A 21,349-nucleotide genomic window follows, 5' to 3' on the forward strand; every position below is an offset into this window, starting at 1 on the left:
TTTTTATGGGCAGAAACCGGAGGGGCGATCATAACGTGATCAGGAGGTTCATATAGTGTAACAGGGCCTTTTATGTAAGCGTTATCTTATTTTATTGAAAGTGAGGCAAAAGTGTGGGGAAAACGGTTATCGTCAGTGCGGCAAGAACACCGTTCGGAAAATTCGGCGGTGCATTAAAAGAGGTAAAAGCAGCCGAGCTTGGCGGCATTGCCATAAAAGAAGCAATCAAGCGCGCCGGCATCGGTGAAAGCGAAGCAGAAGGAGCGGTGATGGGAATGGTCGTCCAAGCGGGTGCGGGGCAGATTCCGGCACGGCAGGCTGCAAGGTATGCCGGGCTTCCATGGTCCGTCCCGGCTGAAACCATTAATAAGGTTTGTGCATCGGGGCTCAGAGCCGTTACCTTCTGTGATCAAATCATCCGGGCAAATGATGCGGCCGTGCTGATTGCAGGCGGAATGGAAAGCATGAGCAACATCCCATACGCCATTCCGGCCGGCCGCTGGGGTATAAGAATGGGAGACGGGGTTTTTCAGGATTTAATGGTTCATGACGGGCTGACCTGTGCGTTCGATCAGGTGCATATGGCTGTCCACGGAAGCGCTGCGGCCGAAAAGTACGGCATTTCCCGAGATGAACAGGATCATTACGCTCTTTTAAGCCAGAAACGCGCAGCTGAGGCGGCTGAGACGGGCAAATTGCAAGAAGAAATCGTTCCGGTTACTTGGACCGGCAAAAAGGGCAAACAGCATACTGTTACGCAGGATGAGGGGCTGCGCCCTGATACAAGTCTTGAGCAGCTCGCAAAGCTTAAGCCTATTTTTACAGCCGGCGGAACGGTAACAGCGGGAAACGCTCCCGGTGTAAATGACGGCGCCGGAGCATTTGTGCTGATGTCAGAGGAAAAGGCCGCGAAGCAGCATGTCAGACCGCTTGCTGCGATACTTGGCTTTGCGTCTGTCGGACTGGAAGCGTCTGAGCTTGCCAGCGCACCGGGAGAGGCGATCAGCCGGCTTTTGAAAAAAACCGGTCTGTCCGTTGACGATATTGATTTGTTTGAAGTAAACGAAGCATTTGCGTCCGTCGTGCTCGTCAGCGAAAAGATTGCCGGATTCAGCCGGGAGAAAGTGAATGTAAACGGAGGAGCGATCGCGTTCGGCCATCCGATCGGCGCAAGCGGCGCCAGAATCATCATGAGTTTGATATACGAATTAAAGCGGCGCGGGGGAGGTTTAGGCATAGCGGCTATATGCAGCGGAGCGGCCCAAGGAGACGCCGTCCTGCTCGAGGTGTACTGATATAACGAGGGGAGCGTCAGATGAAAATGAAAACAATCATGGTCGCAGGTGCGGGTCAGATGGGAGCAGGTATCGCGCAGACGGCTGCAGAAGCTGGGTTTTCCGTCATGTTATACGATGTGGAGCCGGAATCAGTGACAAAAGGCCTTTACCGCATAAAGACAAATCTGGAGAAAGATCAGGCGAAAGGACGCAAGACACGGCATGAAACAGAATCCGTTTTCAGCCGCATCTCCCCGGCAGCGCTCACAGAAGCGGGAGATGCTGATTTTGTAATAGAAGCCATTGCCGAAAACAAAACAGCAAAGACTGAATTACTCGGCACACTTGATAAAATGTGTCTCCCTCATACCGTATTGGCAAGCAATACGTCTTCTCTTCCTATTACAGAGCTTGCTGCTGTCACAAAAAGACCTGACAAAGTAATCGGCATGCATTTTATGAATCCGGTTCCTGTCATGGAGCTTGTCGAGGTCATCAGAGGGCTTGCTACGTCGGAAGAAACGGCGGAAACAGTAAAGAAGCTTGCCGTCCGGATGAAAAAAACGCCTGTTGAAGTCAATGATTTTCCCGGCTTTATATCTAACCGTATATTAATGCCGATGATTAACGAGGCCGTTTATTGCCTTTACGAAGGGGCGGCTTCAAAGGAAGCGATTGATGAAGTGATGAAGCTCGGCATGCGTCATCCGATGGGGCCTTTAACATTAGCCGACTTCATCGGATTGGATACATGCCTTTCCATCATGGAGGTTCTCTATGCGGGGTTCGGAGATTCGAAATACCGCCCATGCCCGCTGCTCAGAAAATATGTCAGCGCCGGCTGGCTCGGCAAAAAAAGCGGGCGCGGTTTTTATGAGTACAACAGATGACATAAAAATCATGGGGGAGGCCTGCAGCCGTGCATTTTACAGAAGAGCACATCATGATGAGAAAAATGGTGCGCGATTTTGCACGCAAGGAAATCGCACCGATGGTTGAGATCATGGAAACAACCGATGAATTTCCGGACCGGCTGATTAAAAAAATGGGAGAAGCGGGGTTAATGGGCATCCCCGTCCCGGAAGCATACGGCGGAGCGGGGGCTGATACAACATCTTACATTTTAGCGATTCATGAAATATCAAAAGTCAGCGCGGCTGTCGGCGTCATTTTATCCGTCCACACATCGGTAGGGACAAACCCGATTCTCCATTTCGGGACAGAAGACCAAAAACAAAGGTATATTCCAAAGCTGGCAGCGGGCGAATACGTCGGGGCTTTTGCGCTTACTGAGCCTCAATCCGGATCTGATGCGGGAAGCCTGAAAACAACGGCTGTGCGAAAAGGCGGTTCATATATTCTGAACGGTTCAAAAATCTTTATTACAAACGGCGGAGCGGCAGATCTGTATCTGACATTTGCCTTAACGGACCCGGATAAAGGGAGAAAGGGGATTTCCGCTTTTATCGTTGAAAAAAACACACCCGGCTTTTCTGTCGGAAAGAAAGAAAAAAAGCTCGGATTGTTAGGTTCCAATACCGTCGAATTGCAATTTGACCAAGCGGAAATTCCAATTGAAAACCGGCTCGGCGAAGAGGGCGAGGGTTTTTCAATCGCCATGAAAAACCTAGATGTCGGACGGATCGGCATAGCAGCTCAGGCGCTCGGAATTATCGAAGCGGCGCTCGGCTGCTCGGCGGAATACGCTAAAACCCGCAGCCAGTTCGGCAGGCCCATTGCCTCGAATCAGGCCGTTTCTTTTAAACTTTCTGACATGGCGACGAATGCGGAAGCTGCCAAACTATTAGTCTATCATGCCGCTGATCTGTATCAGCGCGGGCTTCCGTGCGGAAAAGAAGCATCGATGGCAAAGCAATTCGCGTCTGATGCGGCGATGAAAGCGGCAGTGGAGGCTGTGCAGATTCACGGCGGCTACGGCTATATGAAAGAGTATCCCGCGGAGCGTTTATTTCGGGATGCGAAGGTCACGCAAATCTATGAGGGCACCAATGAGATTCAAAGGCTGATTATTTCTAAGTATCTTCTTCAATAAAAAGCGCGGAAAAGGAGCGAAACCATGGAATCTTATTCTCCCGGTTTAGATGGCGTCATTGCGGTGGAAACGGGAATTTCTTTTTTGGATACACAGCAGGGCAGGATTTTAATCAAAGGCCATGATCTGATCGAGCTTTCTAAAACGGCCGGCTATATGGACATTGTCCATCTCTTATTGGAAGACAGACTTCCTGATGCGAAAGAGAAGGCGGCGCTTGAAGATGACATCCGGCGCGGCGGAGACCTTCCCGAGGAAATCTTGCATATATGCCGTCTGCTGCCTGAACATACTCATCCGATGGACGGTCTGAGGACAGGCTTGTCCGCGCTTGGCGGCTTTGACAAGGATATTGATGACCGCACCTCTTCTGTAAATCGGCACCGTGTCCGCGGGCTGATAGGCAAAATGCCCAATCTGACCGTCAACAGCTATCGTATCATAAACGGTCAGGAACCTTTAGCGCCTGTCGGAACCTTATCGTACAGCGCAAACTTTTTATATATGATTACCGGAAAAAAACCGTCCTCCTTGGAAGAAGAAATATTCGACAGGTCGCTTCTTTTATACAGTGAGCATGAATTGCCGAACTCAACATTTACGGCCCGTGTCATCGCTTCGACGCAATCGGATATTTACGGCGCTCTCACCGGAGCCGTCGCCTCGCTTAAGGGAAACCTTCATGGCGGAGCGAACGAAGCGGTTATGTACATGCTTGAAGAAGCGAAGGATACAGACGGGTTTATTCACTTGTTAACTCAAAAACTCGCAAACAAAGAAAAAATCATGGGCTTCGGCCACCGTGTCTACATGAAAAAAATGGACCCGAGGGCGCTCATGATGAAAGAAGCGCTGAGAAAGCTGTCTGATCTCTCTGGGGATTTCCGTCTCTATCACATGTGTGAAGCCGGCGAAACCGTCATGCGGGAGAAAAAAGGCCTTTATCCGAATTTAGATTACTACGCAGCGCCGGTCTATTACATGCTCGGCATTCCGATACCGCTGTACACGCCTATATTCTTCAGCGCACGAACCGTCGGCCTGTGCGCGCACGTCATTGAACAGCACAGCAGAAACCGGCTTTTCCGCCCGCGTGTCCGCTATACCGGAGCGCGCCTGTAAACAGACAAGAAAGGAAGATGAAAACATGACAGAAACCCGCCGAATGGATGCCGTGATCGAAGAGATTTCTGATTACGTGCTCCATCAGGAGATTGACAGTTCAGAAGCTTTCACTACGGCAGGACATGTGCTTCTTGATACGATAGGCTGCGGAATTTTGGCGCTCAGCTATCCCGAATGTACAAAGCTGCTCGGCCCGATTGTCCCGGGAACCGCTGTACCGAACGGCAGCAGGGTCCCGGGCACGCCTTTTGTATTAGACCCCGTCACGGCCGCCTTTAATATCGGATGCATCAACAGGTGGCTCGATTATAATGATACGTGGCTTGCGGCGGAATGGGGCCATCCGTCTGACAATCTCGGAGGCATATTGGCTTGTGCGGACTATATTTCCAGAGTGAGAATGTCTGAAGGGAAAGAACCGCTTACCGTACGCGATGTGCTTCGCGCAATGATCAAAGCGCACGAAATTCAAGGAATTCTCGCTTTAGAAAACAGTTTAAACAGAGTCGGGCTTGATCATGTGCTGTTTGTGAAAGTGGCGACTGCGGCTGTTTGCGCCCACATGCTGGGAGGCTCAAAAGCGGAAATCAATAACGCCGTATCTCACGCCTGGATTGATAATTCAAGCCTCAGAACGTACCGGCATGCGCCGAACACCGGATCGCGCAAATCATGGGCAGCCGGTGACGCGACGAGCAGAGGCGTGTATTTGGCCCTGATGGCGCAAAAAGGTGAAATGGGGTACCCGACGGCGCTGACCGCACCGGTGTGGGGATTTCAAGACGTATTATTTAACCGGCAGGAAATAAAGCTTGCCCGCCCGCTTGGGTCCTATGTGATGGAGAATGTATTGTTTAAAGTATCCTACCCGGCTGAATTCCACGCCCAGACAGCGGCGGAATGCGCGGTCCGGCTCCATCCGCAGGTGAAAGACCGCATCGGGGAAATTGACAGGATCACGATTATGACGCATGAATCAGCAATCCGGATTATCGATAAAAAAGGTCCGCTTCACAATCCGGCAGACCGGGATCATTGCCTGCAGTACATTACGGCAATCGGGCTTCTTTTCGGAGATATAAAGGCAGATCATTATGAAGAGGAAACGGCGTCTGACCCGCGAATTGATACATTGCGGGGCAAAATGGAGGTGACGGAACACAAAGCGTACTCAAAGGATTACTTAGACCCGCATAAGCGATCCATCTCAAATGCCGTACAGGTGCATTTTACAGACGGCACAGCTACGGAACGGATCGAATGTGAATACCCGCTCGGGCACCGGTTCCGCAGAAACGAAGCCGTACCGAATATTCTTGCCAAGTTTTCAGCAAACATCAGCACTCATTTTTCATTGAAGCAGCAGCGTAAAATAGAAGAAGCCTGCAGACATAGCGGACGGATGCAGCAGCTCAGCGTTATTGAATTTATGGACTTATTTCTCATATAAAATAGGAGGGTGACAAACATGACGTGGATCGTCAGCAGGCAGTCGTCTCAAGAGGAGCTTGCAGAGCGGTTCCGTACGCTGATGACAGCGCCGGATATATTGCAGATCCCCGGCGCTCATGATGCGATGGCTGCTCTTATCGCCAAGAAAACGGGGTTTTCGGCTCTTTATTTATCAGGCGCGGCTTACACGGCGAGCAGAGGGCTGCCCGATTTAGGCATCATCACGTCGGCGGAAATGGCTGAACGGGTTAAAGATTTGGTCCGCTCGTCTGATCTGCCCGTCCTAGTGGACATTGATACGGGTTTCGGTGGTATCCTGAATGCTGCCCGGACGGCGAAAGAAATGTATGAAGCGCGCGCAGCCGCCGTGCAGATGGAGGATCAGCGCCTGCCGAAAAAATGCGGGCATCTGAATGGAAAGCAGCTCGTGCCGATTGAAGAAATGGCGCAGAAAATCAAAGCGATCAAGCAGGCCGCGCCGACTCTTCTCGTTGTTGCAAGGACAGACGCCAGACAGCAGGAAGGGCTGGAGGGCGCCATAAAAAGAGCGGACGCTTATATAAAAGCGGGGGCTGACGCTATTTTTCCGGAAGCGCTCCAATCAGAAAGCGAATTTAGAGCGTTTTCCAAACAAACCAGTGTGCCGGTTCTCGCAAATATGACCGAGTTCGGGAAAACGCCGTATTACAGTGCGGAAGAATTTTCCGATATGGGCTGTCACATGGTCATTTACCCGGTCACATCACTCAGAACGGCGGCCAAGGCTTTTGAGCGTATTTTCCGCCTTATAAAAGAAGAAGGCTCGCAAAAAGCGGGGCTTTCCGATATGCAGACGAGAAAAGAATTATATGAAACGATCGCTTATGATGACTATGAAGAACTGGATCAATCCATTGCCAAAACGATACTGCCGGACGACTGAAAAAGCCCTTTTTTACAAGGGCTTTTTTTACAGCTTTTTTTTCCTGAACCGCGGGCTGACCTGGTTGCGTTTCCGATCTCTGTACAGAATAAACCCGGCCAGAATATAAAGGCCGAATAAAAAAAACGCCAGTCCGGCAGCTCCCTGAAGAAAAAGGGACGGAAACGGGGCAAACACATGCCCGAATAATGCATCTCTCATCAGCTTAATGCCGAGCGCCGCGACAGCGCCGGGGAGGACGAGAATCAAAAGCGCAACAAGCCGGCTCATATTCAGAAAACCCCTTTACGATGTGATTTCCTTTATTGTCCAATCGAAAAAATATTTTGTCAAGAGATGAAAACATGGTAACATAGGGGTTGTGCAAATTATTGCAACGGAAAATACAGGTGTGCAAATTTTTTCATATAAAGGGGTATCGGGATGCAGAAGGTGCTGATTATAGGTGCTGGTAAAGGAGGCACGGCGCTCTTACAGATTTTGATGAAAACAAAGCTGATCCAAATTATTGCGGTGGTTGATCAAGATCCGGAGGCGCAAGGGCTGCAAGAAGCCCGGAAATATGGAATTGCAACCTCATCAGATTGGAAATCTTACATAACCGAAGATATAGATATCATCATCCATACAACGGGCGACAAAGCGGTCATGGATGAGCTGCTCCAACAGAAAAAAGAACAAACCATCGTCATGCCGGGAAAATTGGCGTACATGATGTTTCAGCTGATGGAGGAAAAACAGGAGCTTATTCAAATGCTGAAGTCCCAGACGTATAAGCATGACCGGATTTTTAATTCAACGCACGACGGCATGATTTTTATAGACGTCAATGAAAAGATCATTTTATTTAATCAGATGGCTGAAAAAATGGTCGGTCAAAAACGGGAAGATGTCATCGGCCGCCAAATTAAAGACGTAGTGCCGAACACAAAACTGCCGCGGATTTTGGAAACGAGAGAGCCGGAGTATAACCAGAAGCAGCTCCTCGGAAAGCACCTTCAGATTGTCACGACAAGACTGCCGATCATTGATGAAGGCGGGAAGCTTCTCGGGGCGTTATGTGTGTTTAAAGACATCACGGACGCGGTTGAGCTGGCAGAAGAGGTCACGAACTTAAAACAAATCCGCACTATGCTTGAAGCGATTATTCAATCGTCAGACGAAGCCATTTCCGTCGTTGATGAAAACGGCATCGGAATGTTAATCAACAAAGCGTATACAAAAATGACCGGGCTGGCAGAAAGCGAAGTCATCGGAAAACCCGCCTCCACCGATATTTCGGAAGGGGAAAGCATGCATCTGAAAGTATTGGGGACAAGGCGGCCCGTACGGGGGGTAAGGATGAAAGTCGGCCCTAATAAAAAGGATGTCATTGTGAATGTTGCCCCCGTTATTGTCGACGGTATTTTAAAAGGCAGCGTCGGCGTCATTCACGATGTGTCAGAAATTAAAACGCTGACGGCTGAATTGAACCGGGCGCGCCAGATCATCCGCACGCTTGAAGCGAAATACACGTTTGATGACATTATCGGCACGAGTGAACAAATGCTGGTCGCCCTTGAACAGGCGAAGCTCGGGGCGAAAACGCCGGCGACGATTCTGCTGCGGGGAGAATCCGGCACCGGGAAAGAACTTTTCGCCCACGCCATCCATAATGAAAGCGACCGAAAATACAATAAATTCATCAGGGTCAATTGTGCGGCCCTGTCTGAATCACTGCTTGAATCCGAGCTTTTCGGCTATGAGGAAGGCGCGTTTACGGGCGCGAGGCGCGGGGGCAAAAAAGGGCTTTTTGAAGAAGCGAATAACGGCAGCATTTTCTTAGATGAAATCGGGGAGCTGACCCAAAGCACCCAGGCAAAGCTGCTCAGGGTTCTGCAGGAAAAAGAAATTATCAGAGTCGGCGGCGCTAAAGCGATTTCTGTCAATGTCAGAATTATCGCAGCGACAAATGTCAATATCGAAAAAGCCATGGCGGAAGGGACGTTCCGGGAAGACCTGTATTACCGGATTAACCGCTATCCGATCTCCATCCCGCCGCTTCGGCAGCGCAAAGAAGATATAGAAGCGCTGAGCATTAGGCTCATTGAAAAAATCAATCAGGATTACGGACGCAACGTAAAGGGACTCTCGCCCAACGCGCTGCGTGCTTTATCAGCCTACAGCTGGCCTGGAAACGTACGAGAGCTCGAAAATGTGCTCGGCCGGGCGATGATCTTTTTAGAGCCGAACATGGAGCGGATCGAACAGCAGCATCTGCCTGTTTTTGAAACAGAGCTGAATGAAAAAAACGGCGCCCAGAGTGATTTTCCGGATGTGGAAGGAGAAAAACTCTCTCAAGCCGTTGAAAAATTTGAAGCGCATGTCATTCAAAAAACACTTGAAAAGCACAAATTCAACCGAACCAAAACGGCAAAAGCGCTTGGTGTCAGCATTCGGAATCTGTACTACAAAATGGACAAGTACGGCCTTGCAAATGACGGCATGCAATAAATTGCAGAAACAGCGCAACCAGCTGCATGTTTTCTTAAAAAAAGGCCGTAATAACCCTCCCGCATATTTGGCACGGAACTTGCATTGATAAAAGCGGATTCACACAAGGAAGGTGGTACAAAATGAAGCTGAGAGACCTAGTTGAAAAAGCCGCGGCAAAAAACGCAAAAACCATTGCAGTGGCCCACGCAGCAGATAAAGAAGTGATCCAAGCTGTCAAAATGGCGGCAGAACATTTATCGGCACGATTTTTACTGACGGGTGACAGTGAAAAGCTGAAAGAACTCCTGGCAAACGAGCCGAAGTTTAATGCTGAAATCGTCCACGCCGATTCACCCGAAGAATCTGCTGCAAAAGCAGTGCGAGCAGTGCGTGAACAAGAGGCTGATATTTTAATGAAAGGGAATCTGCCGAGCTCAACTCTTCTGAAATCAGTGTTAAACCGACAGGAAGGGCTGCGTTCAAAGAAGGTGTTATCACATGTAGCCGTTTTTGAGGTGCCGGACTATGACCGGCTGATGTATGTAACGGATTCGGCGCTGAACATTGCCCCGTCTCTTGAAGAGCTTCGGCATATTCTGCAAAATGCGGTTCATGTCGCGCATTCAGTAGGGAACCCTATGCCAAAAGCTGCAGTCCTTGCCGCAATTGAAACGGTCAACCCGAAAATGGAGGCGACGCTGAACGCCGCTGCAATCGTCCAAATGTGCAATAGAGGACAGATTACGGGCTGCATTGCGGACGGACCGCTCGCTTTGGATAATGCCGTATCCCAAGCGGCCGCGCTCCAAAAAGGAATTTCCGGAAGCGTTGCGGGCCAGGCGGATATTCTCTTGGTTCCTTCAATTGAGGCTGGAAATATGCTTTATAAGTCAATGATTTATTTTGCGAAAGCAAATGTTGCTGCCGTCATCGCCGGTGCGAAGGCGCCGATTGCATTAACGAGCAGAGCGGATACCGCAGAAAATAAACTGTATTCAATTGCGCTTGCGATTTGCGCATCACAAGAACAGTAGGAGGAACGAACCTATGGAAATTTTTAAATATATGGAGACTTATGATTACGAACAATTGGTATTCTGCCAAGATGAACAATCTGGATTAAAAGCGATCATCGCGATTCACGATACCACGCTCGGTCCTGCACTCGGCGGAACAAGAATGTGGACATATGACAGTGAAGAAGCTGCGATTGAAGATGCATTAAGACTCGCAAAAGGCATGACTTATAAAAATGCGGCTGCCGGGCTAAACCTGGGCGGCGGGAAAACCGTTATTATCGGGGACCCGCGCAAGGATAAGAATGAAGAAATGTTCCGCGCATTCGGCCGGTACATCCAAGGCTTAAACGGAAGATATATTACGGCGGAAGACGTCGGCACCACCGTTGAAGATATGGATATTATTCATGATGAAACAGACTATGTAACAGGGATTTCTCCTGCATTCGGTTCCTCAGGAAATCCGTCTCCGGTTACGGCGTACGGCGTATACAAAGGGATGAAAGCTGCCGCTAAAGCGGCGTTCGGCACTGATTCACTGGAAGGAAAAACAATTGCCGTGCAAGGCGTGGGAAATGTGGCTTACAATCTTTGCCGCCACCTTCACGAAGAAGGTGCTTCTCTAATCGTGACGGATATCAATAAAGAATCTGTTAAACGTGCCGTTGAGGACTTTGGCGCCCGTGCAGTCGATCCGGACGACATTTACTCACAGGCGTGCGATATTTATGCCCCGTGTGCTCTCGGTGCCGTCATTAACGATGACACGATTACACAGCTGAAGGCGAAAGTCATTGCGGGAGCGGCCAATAACCAGCTGAAAGAAACACGTCACGGCGATACCATTCATGAGATGGGAATCGTATACGCACCGGACTATGTCATCAATGCCGGCGGCGTCATCAATGTAGCAGATGAACTTTACGGCTACAATGCAGAGCGGGCTTTGAAAAAGGTTGAAGGCATCTATGCAAACATTGAACGGGTGCTCGATATTTCCGCGCGTGACGGCATTCCGACATACTTAGCGGCTGACCGTCTTGCTGAGGAACGAATTGAGCGCATGCGCCGTTCAAGAAGCCAGTTTTTGCAAAACGGCCAAAGCATATTAAGCAGACGGTAGGAATTTGATCTGGAGGTATGAAAATGTTCGAACAGGAAAAACGCATTCTCATTCTGAATCCAGGCTCAACATCAACGAAAATCGGCGTCTTTCACAATGAACGCTGTATATTTGAAAAGACGCTGCGGCACCCCGAAGAAGAGCTGGAAACATTTAACAGCATTATCGACCAATACGAATTTCGAAAAATAAGCATACTTGAGTCTCTGCACGAACAGGGCATCAACATTTCAAAGTTTGATGCCGTTTGCGCCAGAGGCGGCCTGCTCAGACCGATTGAGGGCGGCACATATGAAGTGAATGACGCCATGATCACTGATTTAAAAAACGGCTACAACGGCCAGCATGCTTCCAATCTGGGCGGAATTATTGCCAGGGAAATTGCTGACGGACTAAATATCCCGGCATATATCGTCGATCCGGTCGTGGTGGATGAGATGACTCCGCTCGCTAAAGTATCAGGGATGCCTGAAATCAAGCGGAAAAGCATTTTTCATGCTTTAAACCAAAAAGCCGTTGCCCGTCAGGCGGCGGCGTCCCTCGGCAAACGGTATGAACAGATGAAGATGATCGTCACCCACATGGGCGGCGGCATCACAGTCGGCGTTCATGACTGCGGAAGGGTGACGGATGTCAACAACGGGCTTCACGGTGAAGGACCTTTAAGTCCGGAACGTGCGGGAACCGTTCCGGCCGGAGATCTGGTGGAAATGTGTTTTTCCGGCAAATATTCAAAAGCCGATATGATGAAAAAACTTGTCGGCACCGGCGGACTGTCCGGCTACCTGGGAACAACGGACGCGTTGAAAGTGGAAAAACGAATTCAGGACGGAGATGAGCATGCAAGGCTCATTTATGATGCCATGGCTTATCAAGTAGCAAAAGAAATCGGGGCGGCAAGCGCCGTTTTAAAAGGAAAAGTAGACATTATCGTCCTGACGGGCGGTTTAGCGTACGGGAAACGTTTCGTATCCGCCATCAGATCGTACATAGATTGGATTTCGGATGTACTGGTGTACCCGGGAGAAAATGAACTGCAATCTCTCGCGCAAGGCGCGCTTCGGGTTTTAGCCGGTGAGGAGCAGGCAAAACAATATCAGATCGGCGAAGGAGTGAAAACAGATGGCGACTGAGTATGATGTGGTCATTCTGGGCGGCGGAACGGGCGGTTATGTCGCCGCCATCAGATCGGCCCAGCTCGGCTTGAAAACGGCCGTTGTAGAAAAAGAAAAACTCGGCGGAACATGTCTGCATAAAGGATGTATTCCGAGTAAAGCGCTGTTAAGAAGCGCGGAAGTGTATCGGACCGCAAAGCAAGCGGCATCGTTTGGCATTGAAACGGAAGGTGTCTCCCTCCGTTTTGACAGTGTGCAAAAACGAAAGCAGGGAATCGTTGACCGGCTGGCCGGCGGTGTCGCCCACCTGATGAAAAAGGGGAAGATTGATGTATTCAACGGGTACGGACGTATGCTCGGCCCTTCCATCTTCTCACCTCTTCCAGGTACAGTTTCCGTTGAATACGCAAATGGCGAAGAAAACGACATGCTGATACCGAAACAATTGATTATCGCAACCGGTTCGAGACCGAAAATGCTGCCGGGTTTAGAAGCTGACGGTACATATATTCTGACGTCAGATGAAGCGCTTGAGCTTGAACGTCTGCCCCAATCCATGATGATCGTCGGCGGCGGCGTCATCGGTATTGAATGGGCATCCATGCTGAACGATTTCGGCGTCGATATCACTGTGATCGAATATGCGGACCGCATTTTGCCGACTGAGGACCGTGATATTTCAAGCGAAATGGAAAAACTGTTAACGAAAAAAGGGATTAAGATTGTGACGGGTGTGAAAGTGCTTCCGGATACATTGAAAAAAGCGGACGGTGTTTCAATTGACGCTGAAAAGAATGGAAAAAGCGAAACGTATTATGCAGAAAAAATGCTTGTTTCCATCGGCCGCCAGCCGAACATTGAAGGAATCGGCCTTGAAAACACGGACATTGTTACGGAAAACGGTTCTGTCGTCGTAAATGAAGCCGGACAGACGAAGGAATCGCACATTTATGCGATCGGTGATGTTGTCGGCGGACTGCAGCTTGCACATGTGGCATCCCGTGAAGGCATCATTGCCGTTGAGCATATGGCGGGTCTTAATCCGGCGCCTCTTGCTGCCGCTCTTGTGCCAAAATGCATTTATTCAAATCCGGAAGCGGCGAGTGTCGGTTTGACAGAAGAAGAAGCTGAACGCAAAGGACACGAACTTAAGATCGGAAAGTTTCCGTTCATGGCGATCGGAAAAGCGCTTGTTTACGGGGAAAGCGACGGCTTTGTCAAAATCGTCGCCGACCGGAACACAGATGATATTCTCGGAGTTCATATGATCGGTCCGCACGTCACCGATATGATCTCTGAAGCGGGGCTTGCCAAGGTGCTCGATGCGACGCCGTGGGAAATCGGCCAGTCCATACACCCGCACCCGTCGCTTTCAGAGGCGATTGGAGAAGCTGCACTAGCCGCAGACGGAAACGCGATTCATTTTTAAAAGGAAAGAAGGAGGGGTTTGAATGACTACAAACCGCCATCAAGCATTAGGGCTTTCTGACGCGGAAGCCGTTGAAATGTATAGAACCATGCTGTTAGCCAGAAAAATCGACGAAAGAATGTGGCTGTTAAACCGCTCGGGCAAAATTCCGTTCGTTATTTCATGTCAGGGGCAGGAAGCGGCACAAGTAGGCGCGGCCTATGCTTTAAACCGCTATACCGACTATGTGCTTCCTTACTACAGAGATATGGGGGTTGTGCTTGCATTCGGTATGACTGCAAAGGATTTGATGATGTCCGGTTTTGCGAAAGCGGCTGACCCGAACTCAGGCGGAAGGCAGATGCCGGGACACTTCGGTCAAAAGAAAAACAGAATCGTAACGGGCTCCTCTCCTGTTACGACGCAGGTCCCTCACGCAGTCGGGATCGCGCTTGCGGGACGCATGGATAAAAAGGATATCGTTTCTTTCGTGACCTTTGGAGAAGGCTCTTCCAACCAGGGAGATTTTCACGAAGGGGCGAACTTTGCCGCCGTGCATAAATTGCCGGTCATTTTCATGTGTGAAAACAATAAGTATGCCATTTCTGTTCCGTATGACAAACAGGTGGCCTGCGAGAATATCTCCGACCGGGCGGTAGGCTACGGTATGCCGGGCGTCACTGTTGACGGAAACGATCTGTTGGAAGTTTATCGTGTTGTGAAAGAAGCGCGCGAACGTGCGTCTAAAGGCGAAGGCCCTACATTAATCGAAACGGTTTCCTACCGTTTGACGCCGCATTCGAGTGACGACGACGACAGCAGCTACAGAGAACGTAAAGAAGTAGAAGAAGCAAAGAAACAAGATCCGCTTCTTATATACAAAACATACCTGCAAGAAGCCGGGCTTCTTAGTGAAAAAGAAGAAAAGACCATGCTGGATGACATCATGGCTATCGTAAACGAAGCGACAGACGAAGCGGAGAAAGCGCCATATGCATCTCCTGAATCAACGCTTGATCACGTTTATGCGAAGTAGGGAGGAATACTTATGTCTGTAATGTCTTATATTGACAGTATTAATGCAGCAATGAAAGAAGAAATGGAAAGAGATCCGCGTGTTTTTGTTCTCGGGGAAGACGTCGGGAGAAAAGGCGGCGTGTTTAAAGCCACGGCAGGTCTCTATGAGCAGTTCGGAGAAGAGCGGGTGATGGATACGCCGCTTGCGGAATCAGCGATTGCGGGTGTCGGCATCGGCGCCGCCATGTACGGCATGCGTCCGATCGCAGAGATGCAGTTTGCCGATTTCATTCTTCCTGCGGTCAACCAAATCATTTCAGAAGCGGCAAAAATCCGCTACCGTTCAAACAATGATTGGAGCTGTCCGATGGTCATCAGAGCGCCTTATGGCGGCGGCGTGCACGGGGCGTTGTATCATTCCCAATCTGTGGAGGCTATCTTTGCCAACCAGCCGGGCCTTAAAATTGTCATGCCTTCAACTCCTTATGATGCAAAAGGGCTGTTAAAAGCTGCTGTCCGTGACGAAGACCCCGTACTGTTTTTCGAGCATAAGCGGGCGTACCGCCTGATTAAAGGCGAAGTCCCTGCTGACGATTACGTCCTTCCGATCGGAAAGGCGGATGTAAAACGCGAAGGCAGCGACATTACTGTCATTACGTACGGTTTATGCGTCCATTTCGCTCTTCAGGCTGCCGAGCGTCTTGAAAAAGACGGAATTTCCGCGCACATATTAGATTTGCGTACGGTCTATCCGTTAGATAAAGAAGCCATCATTGAAGCCGCATCTAAAACGGGTAAAGTATTGCTGATCACAGAAGATACGAAAGAAGGCGGCATTATGAGCGAAGTCGCCGCCATTATTTCTGAGAACTGCTTATTTGATTTAGACGCACCGATCAAGCGGCTTGCGGGTCCTGACGTTCCGGCGATGCCTTATGCGCCGGCAATGGAAAAATACTTCATGATGAATCCTGACAAAGCAGAAGCCGCGATGAGAGAATTAGCGGAGTTTTAAAGACGTAAGGAGGTTTTTGACATGGCGATTGAACAAATGGCTATGCCTCAGCTCGGAGAGAGCGTGACGGAAGGGACGATCAGCAAATGGCTGGTATCCCCGGGTGATCAAGTGAATAAATATGACCCCATCGCGGAGGTCATGACAGATAAAGTGAATGCGGAGGTGCCGTCTTCTTTTACCGGTACGATTACAGAACTAGTAGGGGAAGAAGGGCAGACTCTTGCAGTAGGCGAGATCATCTGCAAAATTGAAACAGAAGAAACGGCAGCCGAAGAGGCGCCGAAGCGGGAAGAAGTGCAAAATACCCCTGCAGACACCGATTCAAACCGTGCAGGTAAAGATCAGTCAAATAAAGCGCGATATTCGCCGGCTGTGCTCAGATTAGCGGGAGAACACGGCATTCAGCTTGAAGAAGTTGAAGGAACGGGTGCAGGCGGAAGAATTACGCGAAAAGACATTCAAAAGATCATTGATTCGGGAATGCAGCAGAAGACGGAAGCACCGGCACCGGCTGCCGTCCAAACAACACAACAAGCACCGAAACAGCAGCAAAAACAAGCGCCGGCACCCGCTCTGTCAGCCGGTGATATTGAAATTCCGGTTACAGGCGTCAGAAAAGCCATCGCAGCCAATATGCATAAAAGCAAAACAGAAATTCCGCATGCCTGGACGATGATGGAAGTCGACGTCACGAACATGACGGCGTACAGAAACAGCATGAAAGACTCGTTTAAACAAAAAGAAGGCTTCAATTTAACATTCTTCGCTTTCTTTGTTAAAGCGGCGGCGCAGGCTCTTAAAGAGTTCCCGCAAATGAACAGCATGTGGGCGGGGGACAAAATCGTCCAAAAGAAAGACATCAACATCTCCATTGCCGTTGCCACAGAAGATTCGCTGTTTGTTCCGGTTATTAAGCATGCTGATGAAAAAACGATTAAAGGCATAGCCAGAGAAATAACGGATCTTGCGAAAAAAGTGAGAGACGGAAGACTTGCCGCTGATGATATGCAGGGCGGCACCTTTACCGTCAATAACACGGGATCTTTCGGCTCGGTTCAGTCTATGGGCATTATCAATCATCCGCAGGCAGCCATTCTTCAGGTAGAATCAATCGTCAAACGTCCGGTTGTCATGAATAACGGGATGATTGCCGTGCGTGATATGGTTAATCTTTGCCTGTCTTTAGATCACAGAGTGCTTGACGGGCTCGTATGCGGCCGTTTCCTCGGACGCGTCAAAGAGATCTTAGAAAACATTGACGAAAATACTTCAGTCTATTAAAAAAAACTCCTTTTGCCCTGGCGGCAAAGGGAGTTTTTTCAGTTTCATTCTGAATCTTCGGGAACGAGCATAGTGAGATGATGTTTTTTCACTTCGATCGTGCAAGGCGCCTTTCCATATACCTCGCCGTCCGTATCCGCGTCCATCTCACGTCCGGTTTCGATTTCAATCCTGGAAGCCTGAATATACGAAAGCTCCCCTTTAAAATCATCAAATGAACCCTGCTCCATCGTCATCAGCTCCCGCAAAGCGGCAAGGCTTGTGCTGCGGCAGATTAACACATCGGCTAACCCGTCCTGAAGGCTGGCATCAGGCAGGGGAACTCTGTTTGTCCCGATAAAATGCCCGTTCATGACAAGCACCATAACGGCTTCGTCTTCTTTCACCTCACCGTCGATCGTCAATCTGACGGGAAAAGGGTTCGCGCTTGTCATCGTCCTTAAGGCGCTCGTGAAATAGCTGATTTTCCCGAGCAATGCTTTTTCTTTTTCATTAATATGGCTCGATGCTTCAGTGATCAGCCCGATCCCCCAGAAGTTCAAAAAATAGCCGTCATCTGATTTACAGACGTCTATCATTCGTTTATGCCCGGCTGCGAGCGCTTCAGCGGCTTTTTGAAGATTTTGCGGGATGCCGAGCGCCCGTGAAAAATCGTTGCACGTTCCCCCCGGCAAAATGCCGACGGCGGGTCTGTGATCAAGCTTGCTGATGCTGTTGATACATTGATGCACCGTGCCGTCTCCGCCTAAAATGTATAAATGGTCAACCGAGCTGTCGAGATTTTCACAAAACTGACTGGCATCATCCTGATGTTTGGTCGGTTTAATCAAAAGCTCGTCAGCTGACTGGGCCAAAATGGGGACGACCGTGCCGAGGGTTTTATCAATCTGTTTTTGACCGGCGTTTCCGTTATAAATTAATACTGCTTTCCGTTGGCTCATACGACTGCTCCTTTATTTCAGACAATCTCTTTAACAAGTTTCCCGTTTTTAAAAGGTCATAAACTTACATCGATAACATAAAAGGGACAAAAATCAATCGGAGATGAGCGGTGTCATTTGCCGATAGGGCAGGTTCCTTGCTATCATAAGAGAAGATGATCAAAAAGGAGAGGTCCCAGTTGAATATGGATTTTAATTTATTTATGAATGATGTCGTGCGTCAAGCCCGCCAGGAAATCACAGCCGCCGGGTATACGGAGCTGAAAACCGCTGAGGAAGTGGACGAAGCGCTTTCGAAAAAAGGAACGACACTTGTTATGGTCAATTCTGTCTGCGGATGCGCAGGCGGAATTGCAAGACCTGCGGCGTACCATTCCGTACATTATGATAAACGCCCGGATCAGCTTGTGACGGTTTTTGCCGGACAGGACAAAGAAGCGACAGCAAAAGCGAGAGAGTACTTTGAAGGCTACCCGCCGTCCTCTCCGTCCTTTGCAATTTTAAAAGACGGGAAAATCATGAAAATGGTGGAACGCCATGAAATTGAAGGGCATGAGCCTATGGCCGTCGTCACAAAACTGCAGGAAGCCTTTGAAGAATATTGTGAAGAAGTATAAGTAAAAAGGAAAACCCCGGAGCCGAGCGCTTGCGGGGTTTTTTTATATGGTGTTTGTATAAATATAAATTTTTATGCAACGGCAATCAGCTGTCACTCATTCGAAAAACAATGACTATAATAAATAAAGAAAGGGAATTATATTTTTTGAAAATAGTATTGCATAACTAGTAAAAAGTGTTTAAAATACAGATTAACGAATAAATATTCAAGTTTAAGAGATAAGCAGATATGGGGGAAAATAATCATGAAGAAATGGCTGTTGGTATTGACTGCCGCATGTATCACCTTTGCGCTGTCCGCCTGCGGATCAGGCAATTCAGGCTCAGAAGGCGGAAAGAACAAACTGATTATGGGTACATCGGCTGATTATAAACCGTTTGAATATAAAGACGGCGATCAGATCGTCGGATTTGACGTTGATCTGGCAAAAGCTTTGGGCAAAAAGACCGGCTATGACGTTGAGGTGCAGGACATGGACTTCAACAGTCTGATTACATCGCTGAAGTCTAAGCAGGTTGATATGATTTTATCAGGAATGACACCTACTCCGGAACGGAAAAAGCAAGTAGATTTCTCAGATATTTATTATACTGCTAACAATATGATCGTTACGAAAAAGGGAAGCAGCATTAAATCTCTGAATGATCTGAAAGGCAAAACCGTCGGTGTTCAGCTCGGCTCCATTCAAGAAGAAAAAGGCAAGAAGCTTGCTTCAAAATACGGTTTTCAGCTCGAAGACCGCAACCGCATTTCAGACTTAACGGAAGAGATTAAATCCGGACGCTTTGATGCCGCAATTATTGAAGACATCGTGGCACAGGGCTATTTCAGTTCAAATCATGATCTGCAGGGCTTTGTCTCAGCAGATGCGAAATCAGACGAATCGGGCTCCGCGATTGCGTTCCGCAAAGACAGTGATCTGACAGCGAAGTTTAACAAAGCGCTGAAAGAAATGGAGAAAAACGGAGAAATCGAAAAACTGAAGAAAAAATGGTTCACCAACGAGAAATAAAAGAAAGCTCAACTTTTCGTTGAGCTTTTTATCTTGAATATAGGTAAAGGAGATCACACGTATGAATTTGGATTTCTCAGCGACAATACCCCAAATTCCTTTTATATTGGAAGGCCTTGCCGTCACATTAAAAATTGTGCTCGTTTCAGCGGTCATCGGCCTTGTATTAGGCGTCATTCTCAGTCTGTTTAAAATCAGCACAATCAGTCCGCTGAAATGGATTGCGGATTTTTATACTTCGATTTTCCGCGGCACGCCGCTCGTGCTGCAGCTGATGATCATTTATTTCGGTATGCCGCAGCTTCTCGGCTTTCAGATCGACCAATTTTGGGCGGCGGTCACCGCCTTATCGCTCAATTCTGCCGCTTACGTCTCTGAAATTATCAGAGCGGGAATCAACGCGATTGACAAAGGACAAAAAGAGGCTGCCGTCGCTCTCGGCGTGCCGTACGGAAAAATGATGAAAGATCTGCTGCTGCCGCAGGCGTTCAAAAACATTTCTCCGGCCATTATTAACGAATTAATCACTTTGACGAAAGAATCGGCGATCGTCACGGTCATCGGTCTCGGCGATATTATGAGACGGGCCTACCAGTCCGGCGCCGCAACATACAACTATTTAGAGCCTCTTATTGTGGCGGGCTTAATCTATTACGTGCTCGTTTTGATCTTAGCATTCATCGGAAAAGGCGTAGAAAGGAAGCTGAAAGCCAATGATTAAGGTCGACAACCTTTCAAAATCATTCGGGAAACACGAAGTATTGAAAAACATTTCAACACAGATCCAAGAAGGTGAAGTCGTCGCCGTCATCGGGCCTTCCGGCTCGGGCAAATCAACGTTTCTGCGCTGCTTAAATCTGCTGGAAACCCCGAGCGGCGGAACGATTGCCATTAAGGAAAAAGAAATCACCGCCGCTAAAACGAATAAACTGAAAGTGCGGGAAAATATCGGCATGGTATTTCAGCATTTTCATCTGTTTCCTCATAAAACGGTGCTTGATAATATCACATACGCGCCGGTCAGCGTGAAGAAAGAGTCCAAAAAGGCGGCGGAAGAAAAGGCGTGCGCGCTCCTCGACAAAGTCGGGCTGCTTGAAAAACGGAACGACTATCCGAACCGTTTGTCAGGCGGGCAGAAGCAGCGTGTCGCCATCGCACGGGCGCTTGCCATGAATCCTGATATCATGCTGTTTGATGAACCGACTTCAGCCCTTGACCCGGAAATGGTCAAAGAAGTCCTTGAGGTGATGAAAGAGCTCGCGCAGACGGGCATGACGATGGTGATCGTCACGCACGAAATGGGGTTTGCCAAGGAAGTCGCAGACCGCGTATTATTCATGGATGAAGGCACAATAGTGGAAGACGGGCCGCCGGAAGAATTTTTTCTTTCTCCGAAGTCAAAAAGAGCACAGGACTTTTTAGAAAAAATATTATAAAATATAACTGTAAGAAAAGAAGAAGAATGCTCTTCTTCTTTTTTTTGAGAACGAAA

Annotated in this window: 20 protein-coding genes; 18 read left to right on the forward strand and 2 right to left on the reverse strand. The window is 48.8% G+C overall.

The genetic code is table 11. The features are described 5' to 3' along the window. Positions 1–113: 113 nt before the first annotated feature. From ACQE26_RS12020 to prpB, 6 genes are read left to right on the forward strand one after another with little or no spacing between them, the layout of a single operon-like run. Complete coding sequence (locus ACQE26_RS12020; protein ID WP_500469513.1) at positions 114–1,295, forward strand: acetyl-CoA C-acetyltransferase; 1,182 nt, start codon at positions 114–116, stop codon at positions 1,293–1,295. Positions 1,296–1,315: 20 nt separating this feature from the next. Next, entirely contained in the window at positions 1,316–2,167 is an 852-nt protein-coding gene (locus tag ACQE26_RS12025; RefSeq protein WP_500469515.1) for a 3-hydroxybutyryl-CoA dehydrogenase, read from the forward strand. Positions 2,168–2,196: 29 nt separating this feature from the next. Further along, complete coding sequence (locus tag ACQE26_RS12030; RefSeq protein ID WP_500469517.1) at positions 2,197–3,330, forward strand: acyl-CoA dehydrogenase; 1,134 nt, start codon at positions 2,197–2,199, stop codon at positions 3,328–3,330. Positions 3,331–3,354: 24 nt separating this feature from the next. Beyond that, positions 3,355–4,452, forward strand: coding sequence for a citrate synthase (mmgD, locus tag ACQE26_RS12035; protein WP_500469519.1), 1,098 nt, complete (start codon positions 3,355–3,357; stop codon positions 4,450–4,452). 25 nt (positions 4,453–4,477) lie between these two features. Continuing rightward, positions 4,478–5,905: a bifunctional 2-methylcitrate dehydratase/aconitate hydratase gene (locus ACQE26_RS12040; RefSeq protein ID WP_500469520.1), complete on the forward strand. Its 1,428-nt coding sequence runs from the start codon at positions 4,478–4,480 to the stop codon at positions 5,903–5,905. 18 nt (positions 5,906–5,923) lie between these two features. Next, positions 5,924–6,829, forward strand: a complete 906-nt coding sequence (prpB, locus tag ACQE26_RS12045; protein ID WP_438420195.1) for a methylisocitrate lyase — start codon at positions 5,924–5,926, stop codon at positions 6,827–6,829. Between the two features lie 27 nt (positions 6,830–6,856). Here prpB and ACQE26_RS12050 read toward each other — a convergent pair whose 3' ends face one another. Beyond that, positions 6,857–7,099: a DUF2627 domain-containing protein gene (locus ACQE26_RS12050; RefSeq protein WP_016939026.1), complete on the reverse strand. Its 243-nt coding sequence runs from the start codon at positions 7,097–7,099 to the stop codon at positions 6,857–6,859. A gap of 153 nt (positions 7,100–7,252) precedes the next feature. Here ACQE26_RS12050 and ACQE26_RS12055 point away from each other — a divergent pair, with 153 nt between their 5' ends. From ACQE26_RS12055 to ACQE26_RS12090, 8 genes are all read left to right on the forward strand, one after another. Further along, complete coding sequence (locus ACQE26_RS12055; protein WP_500469522.1) at positions 7,253–9,322, forward strand: sigma 54-interacting transcriptional regulator; 2,070 nt, start codon at positions 7,253–7,255, stop codon at positions 9,320–9,322. A 122-nt stretch (positions 9,323–9,444) separates the two neighbouring features. Then, complete coding sequence (gene yqiS / locus ACQE26_RS12060; protein ID WP_060964805.1) at positions 9,445–10,338, forward strand: phosphate butyryltransferase; 894 nt, start codon at positions 9,445–9,447, stop codon at positions 10,336–10,338. 13 nt (positions 10,339–10,351) lie between these two features. Further along, entirely contained in the window at positions 10,352–11,446 is a 1,095-nt protein-coding gene (bcd, locus tag ACQE26_RS12065; RefSeq protein ID WP_060964806.1) for a branched-chain amino acid dehydrogenase, read from the forward strand. Between the two features lie 17 nt (positions 11,447–11,463). Next, entirely contained in the window at positions 11,464–12,579 is a 1,116-nt protein-coding gene (gene buk, locus ACQE26_RS12070) for a butyrate kinase (RefSeq protein WP_500469525.1), read from the forward strand. Further along, positions 12,569–13,990, forward strand: coding sequence for a dihydrolipoyl dehydrogenase (gene lpdA, locus ACQE26_RS12075; RefSeq protein WP_500469527.1), 1,422 nt, complete (start codon positions 12,569–12,571; stop codon positions 13,988–13,990). The genes buk and lpdA overlap by 11 nt, the downstream gene beginning before the upstream one ends. A gap of 22 nt (positions 13,991–14,012) precedes the next feature. Beyond that, positions 14,013–15,005, forward strand: a complete 993-nt coding sequence (locus ACQE26_RS12080; protein WP_500469529.1) for a thiamine pyrophosphate-dependent dehydrogenase E1 component subunit alpha — start codon at positions 14,013–14,015, stop codon at positions 15,003–15,005. A gap of 12 nt (positions 15,006–15,017) precedes the next feature. Further along, positions 15,018–16,001 (forward strand): 3-methyl-2-oxobutanoate dehydrogenase subunit beta, encoded by a 984-nt coding sequence (gene bfmBAB / locus ACQE26_RS12085; RefSeq protein ID WP_045927155.1) that lies wholly within the window; start codon positions 15,018–15,020, stop codon positions 15,999–16,001. Between the two features lie 21 nt (positions 16,002–16,022). Beyond that, positions 16,023–17,285 (forward strand): dihydrolipoamide acetyltransferase family protein, encoded by a 1,263-nt coding sequence (locus ACQE26_RS12090; protein WP_500469531.1) that lies wholly within the window; start codon positions 16,023–16,025, stop codon positions 17,283–17,285. A 44-nt stretch (positions 17,286–17,329) separates the two neighbouring features. Here the strand turns inward: ACQE26_RS12090 and ACQE26_RS12095 are convergent, their stop codons facing one another. Then, complete coding sequence (locus ACQE26_RS12095; RefSeq protein ID WP_060964812.1) at positions 17,330–18,226, reverse strand: YegS/Rv2252/BmrU family lipid kinase; 897 nt, start codon at positions 18,224–18,226, stop codon at positions 17,330–17,332. A gap of 179 nt (positions 18,227–18,405) precedes the next feature. On the opposite strand from ACQE26_RS12095, the gene brxB reads away from it, so the two are divergent. The 4 genes from brxB (at position 18,406) to artM (ending at position 21,293) form a co-directional block, all read left to right on the forward strand. After that, on the forward strand, positions 18,406–18,843 hold the full coding sequence (brxB, locus tag ACQE26_RS12100; protein WP_003153223.1) for a bacilliredoxin BrxB: 438 nt from the start codon (positions 18,406–18,408) through the stop codon (positions 18,841–18,843). Positions 18,844–19,089: 246 nt separating this feature from the next. Continuing rightward, on the forward strand, positions 19,090–19,857 hold the full coding sequence (gene artP, locus ACQE26_RS12105; protein ID WP_016939035.1) for an arginine ABC transporter substrate-binding protein ArtP: 768 nt from the start codon (positions 19,090–19,092) through the stop codon (positions 19,855–19,857). 61 nt (positions 19,858–19,918) lie between these two features. Then, positions 19,919–20,578, forward strand: coding sequence for an arginine ABC transporter permease ArtQ (artQ, locus tag ACQE26_RS12110; protein WP_438420190.1), 660 nt, complete (start codon positions 19,919–19,921; stop codon positions 20,576–20,578). Then, positions 20,571–21,293: an arginine ABC transporter ATP-binding protein ArtM gene (gene artM / locus ACQE26_RS12115; RefSeq protein WP_500469534.1), complete on the forward strand. Its 723-nt coding sequence runs from the start codon at positions 20,571–20,573 to the stop codon at positions 21,291–21,293. Before artQ ends, artM begins: the two co-directional genes overlap by 8 nt. The last annotated feature ends 56 nt before the right edge of the window (positions 21,294–21,349 follow it).

The sequence above is a fragment of the Bacillus sp. 5RYD7K genome (assembly GCF_059831465.1).

Coding starts and splice junctions, on each gene's coding strand:
- bfmBAB (WP_045927155.1), top strand. CDS start 15,018: ATGTCTGTAATGTCTTATATTGACAGTATTAATGCAGCAATGAAAGAA.
- ACQE26_RS12040 (WP_500469520.1), top strand. CDS start 4,478: ATGACAGAAACCCGCCGAATGGATGCCGTGATCGAAGAGATTTCTGAT.
- yqiS (WP_060964805.1), top strand. CDS start 9,445: ATGAAGCTGAGAGACCTAGTTGAAAAAGCCGCGGCAAAAAACGCAAAA.
- ACQE26_RS12025 (WP_500469515.1), top strand. CDS start 1,316: ATGAAAATGAAAACAATCATGGTCGCAGGTGCGGGTCAGATGGGAGCA.
- prpB (WP_438420195.1), top strand. CDS start 5,924: ATGACGTGGATCGTCAGCAGGCAGTCGTCTCAAGAGGAGCTTGCAGAG.
- ACQE26_RS12050 (WP_016939026.1), bottom strand. CDS start 7,099: ATGAGCCGGCTTGTTGCGCTTTTGATTCTCGTCCTCCCCGGCGCTGTC.
- bcd (WP_060964806.1), top strand. CDS start 10,352: ATGGAAATTTTTAAATATATGGAGACTTATGATTACGAACAATTGGTA.
- lpdA (WP_500469527.1), top strand. CDS start 12,569: ATGGCGACTGAGTATGATGTGGTCATTCTGGGCGGCGGAACGGGCGGT.
- artQ (WP_438420190.1), top strand. CDS start 19,919: ATGAATTTGGATTTCTCAGCGACAATACCCCAAATTCCTTTTATATTG.
- artP (WP_016939035.1), top strand. CDS start 19,090: ATGAAGAAATGGCTGTTGGTATTGACTGCCGCATGTATCACCTTTGCG.
- mmgD (WP_500469519.1), top strand. CDS start 3,355: ATGGAATCTTATTCTCCCGGTTTAGATGGCGTCATTGCGGTGGAAACG.
- ACQE26_RS12080 (WP_500469529.1), top strand. CDS start 14,013: ATGACTACAAACCGCCATCAAGCATTAGGGCTTTCTGACGCGGAAGCC.
- ACQE26_RS12055 (WP_500469522.1), top strand. CDS start 7,253: ATGCAGAAGGTGCTGATTATAGGTGCTGGTAAAGGAGGCACGGCGCTC.
- ACQE26_RS12090 (WP_500469531.1), top strand. CDS start 16,023: ATGGCGATTGAACAAATGGCTATGCCTCAGCTCGGAGAGAGCGTGACG.
- buk (WP_500469525.1), top strand. CDS start 11,464: ATGAAAATGTTCGAACAGGAAAAACGCATTCTCATTCTGAATCCAGGC.
- ACQE26_RS12095 (WP_060964812.1), bottom strand. CDS start 18,226: ATGAGCCAACGGAAAGCAGTATTAATTTATAACGGAAACGCCGGTCAA.
- artM (WP_500469534.1), top strand. CDS start 20,571: ATGATTAAGGTCGACAACCTTTCAAAATCATTCGGGAAACACGAAGTA.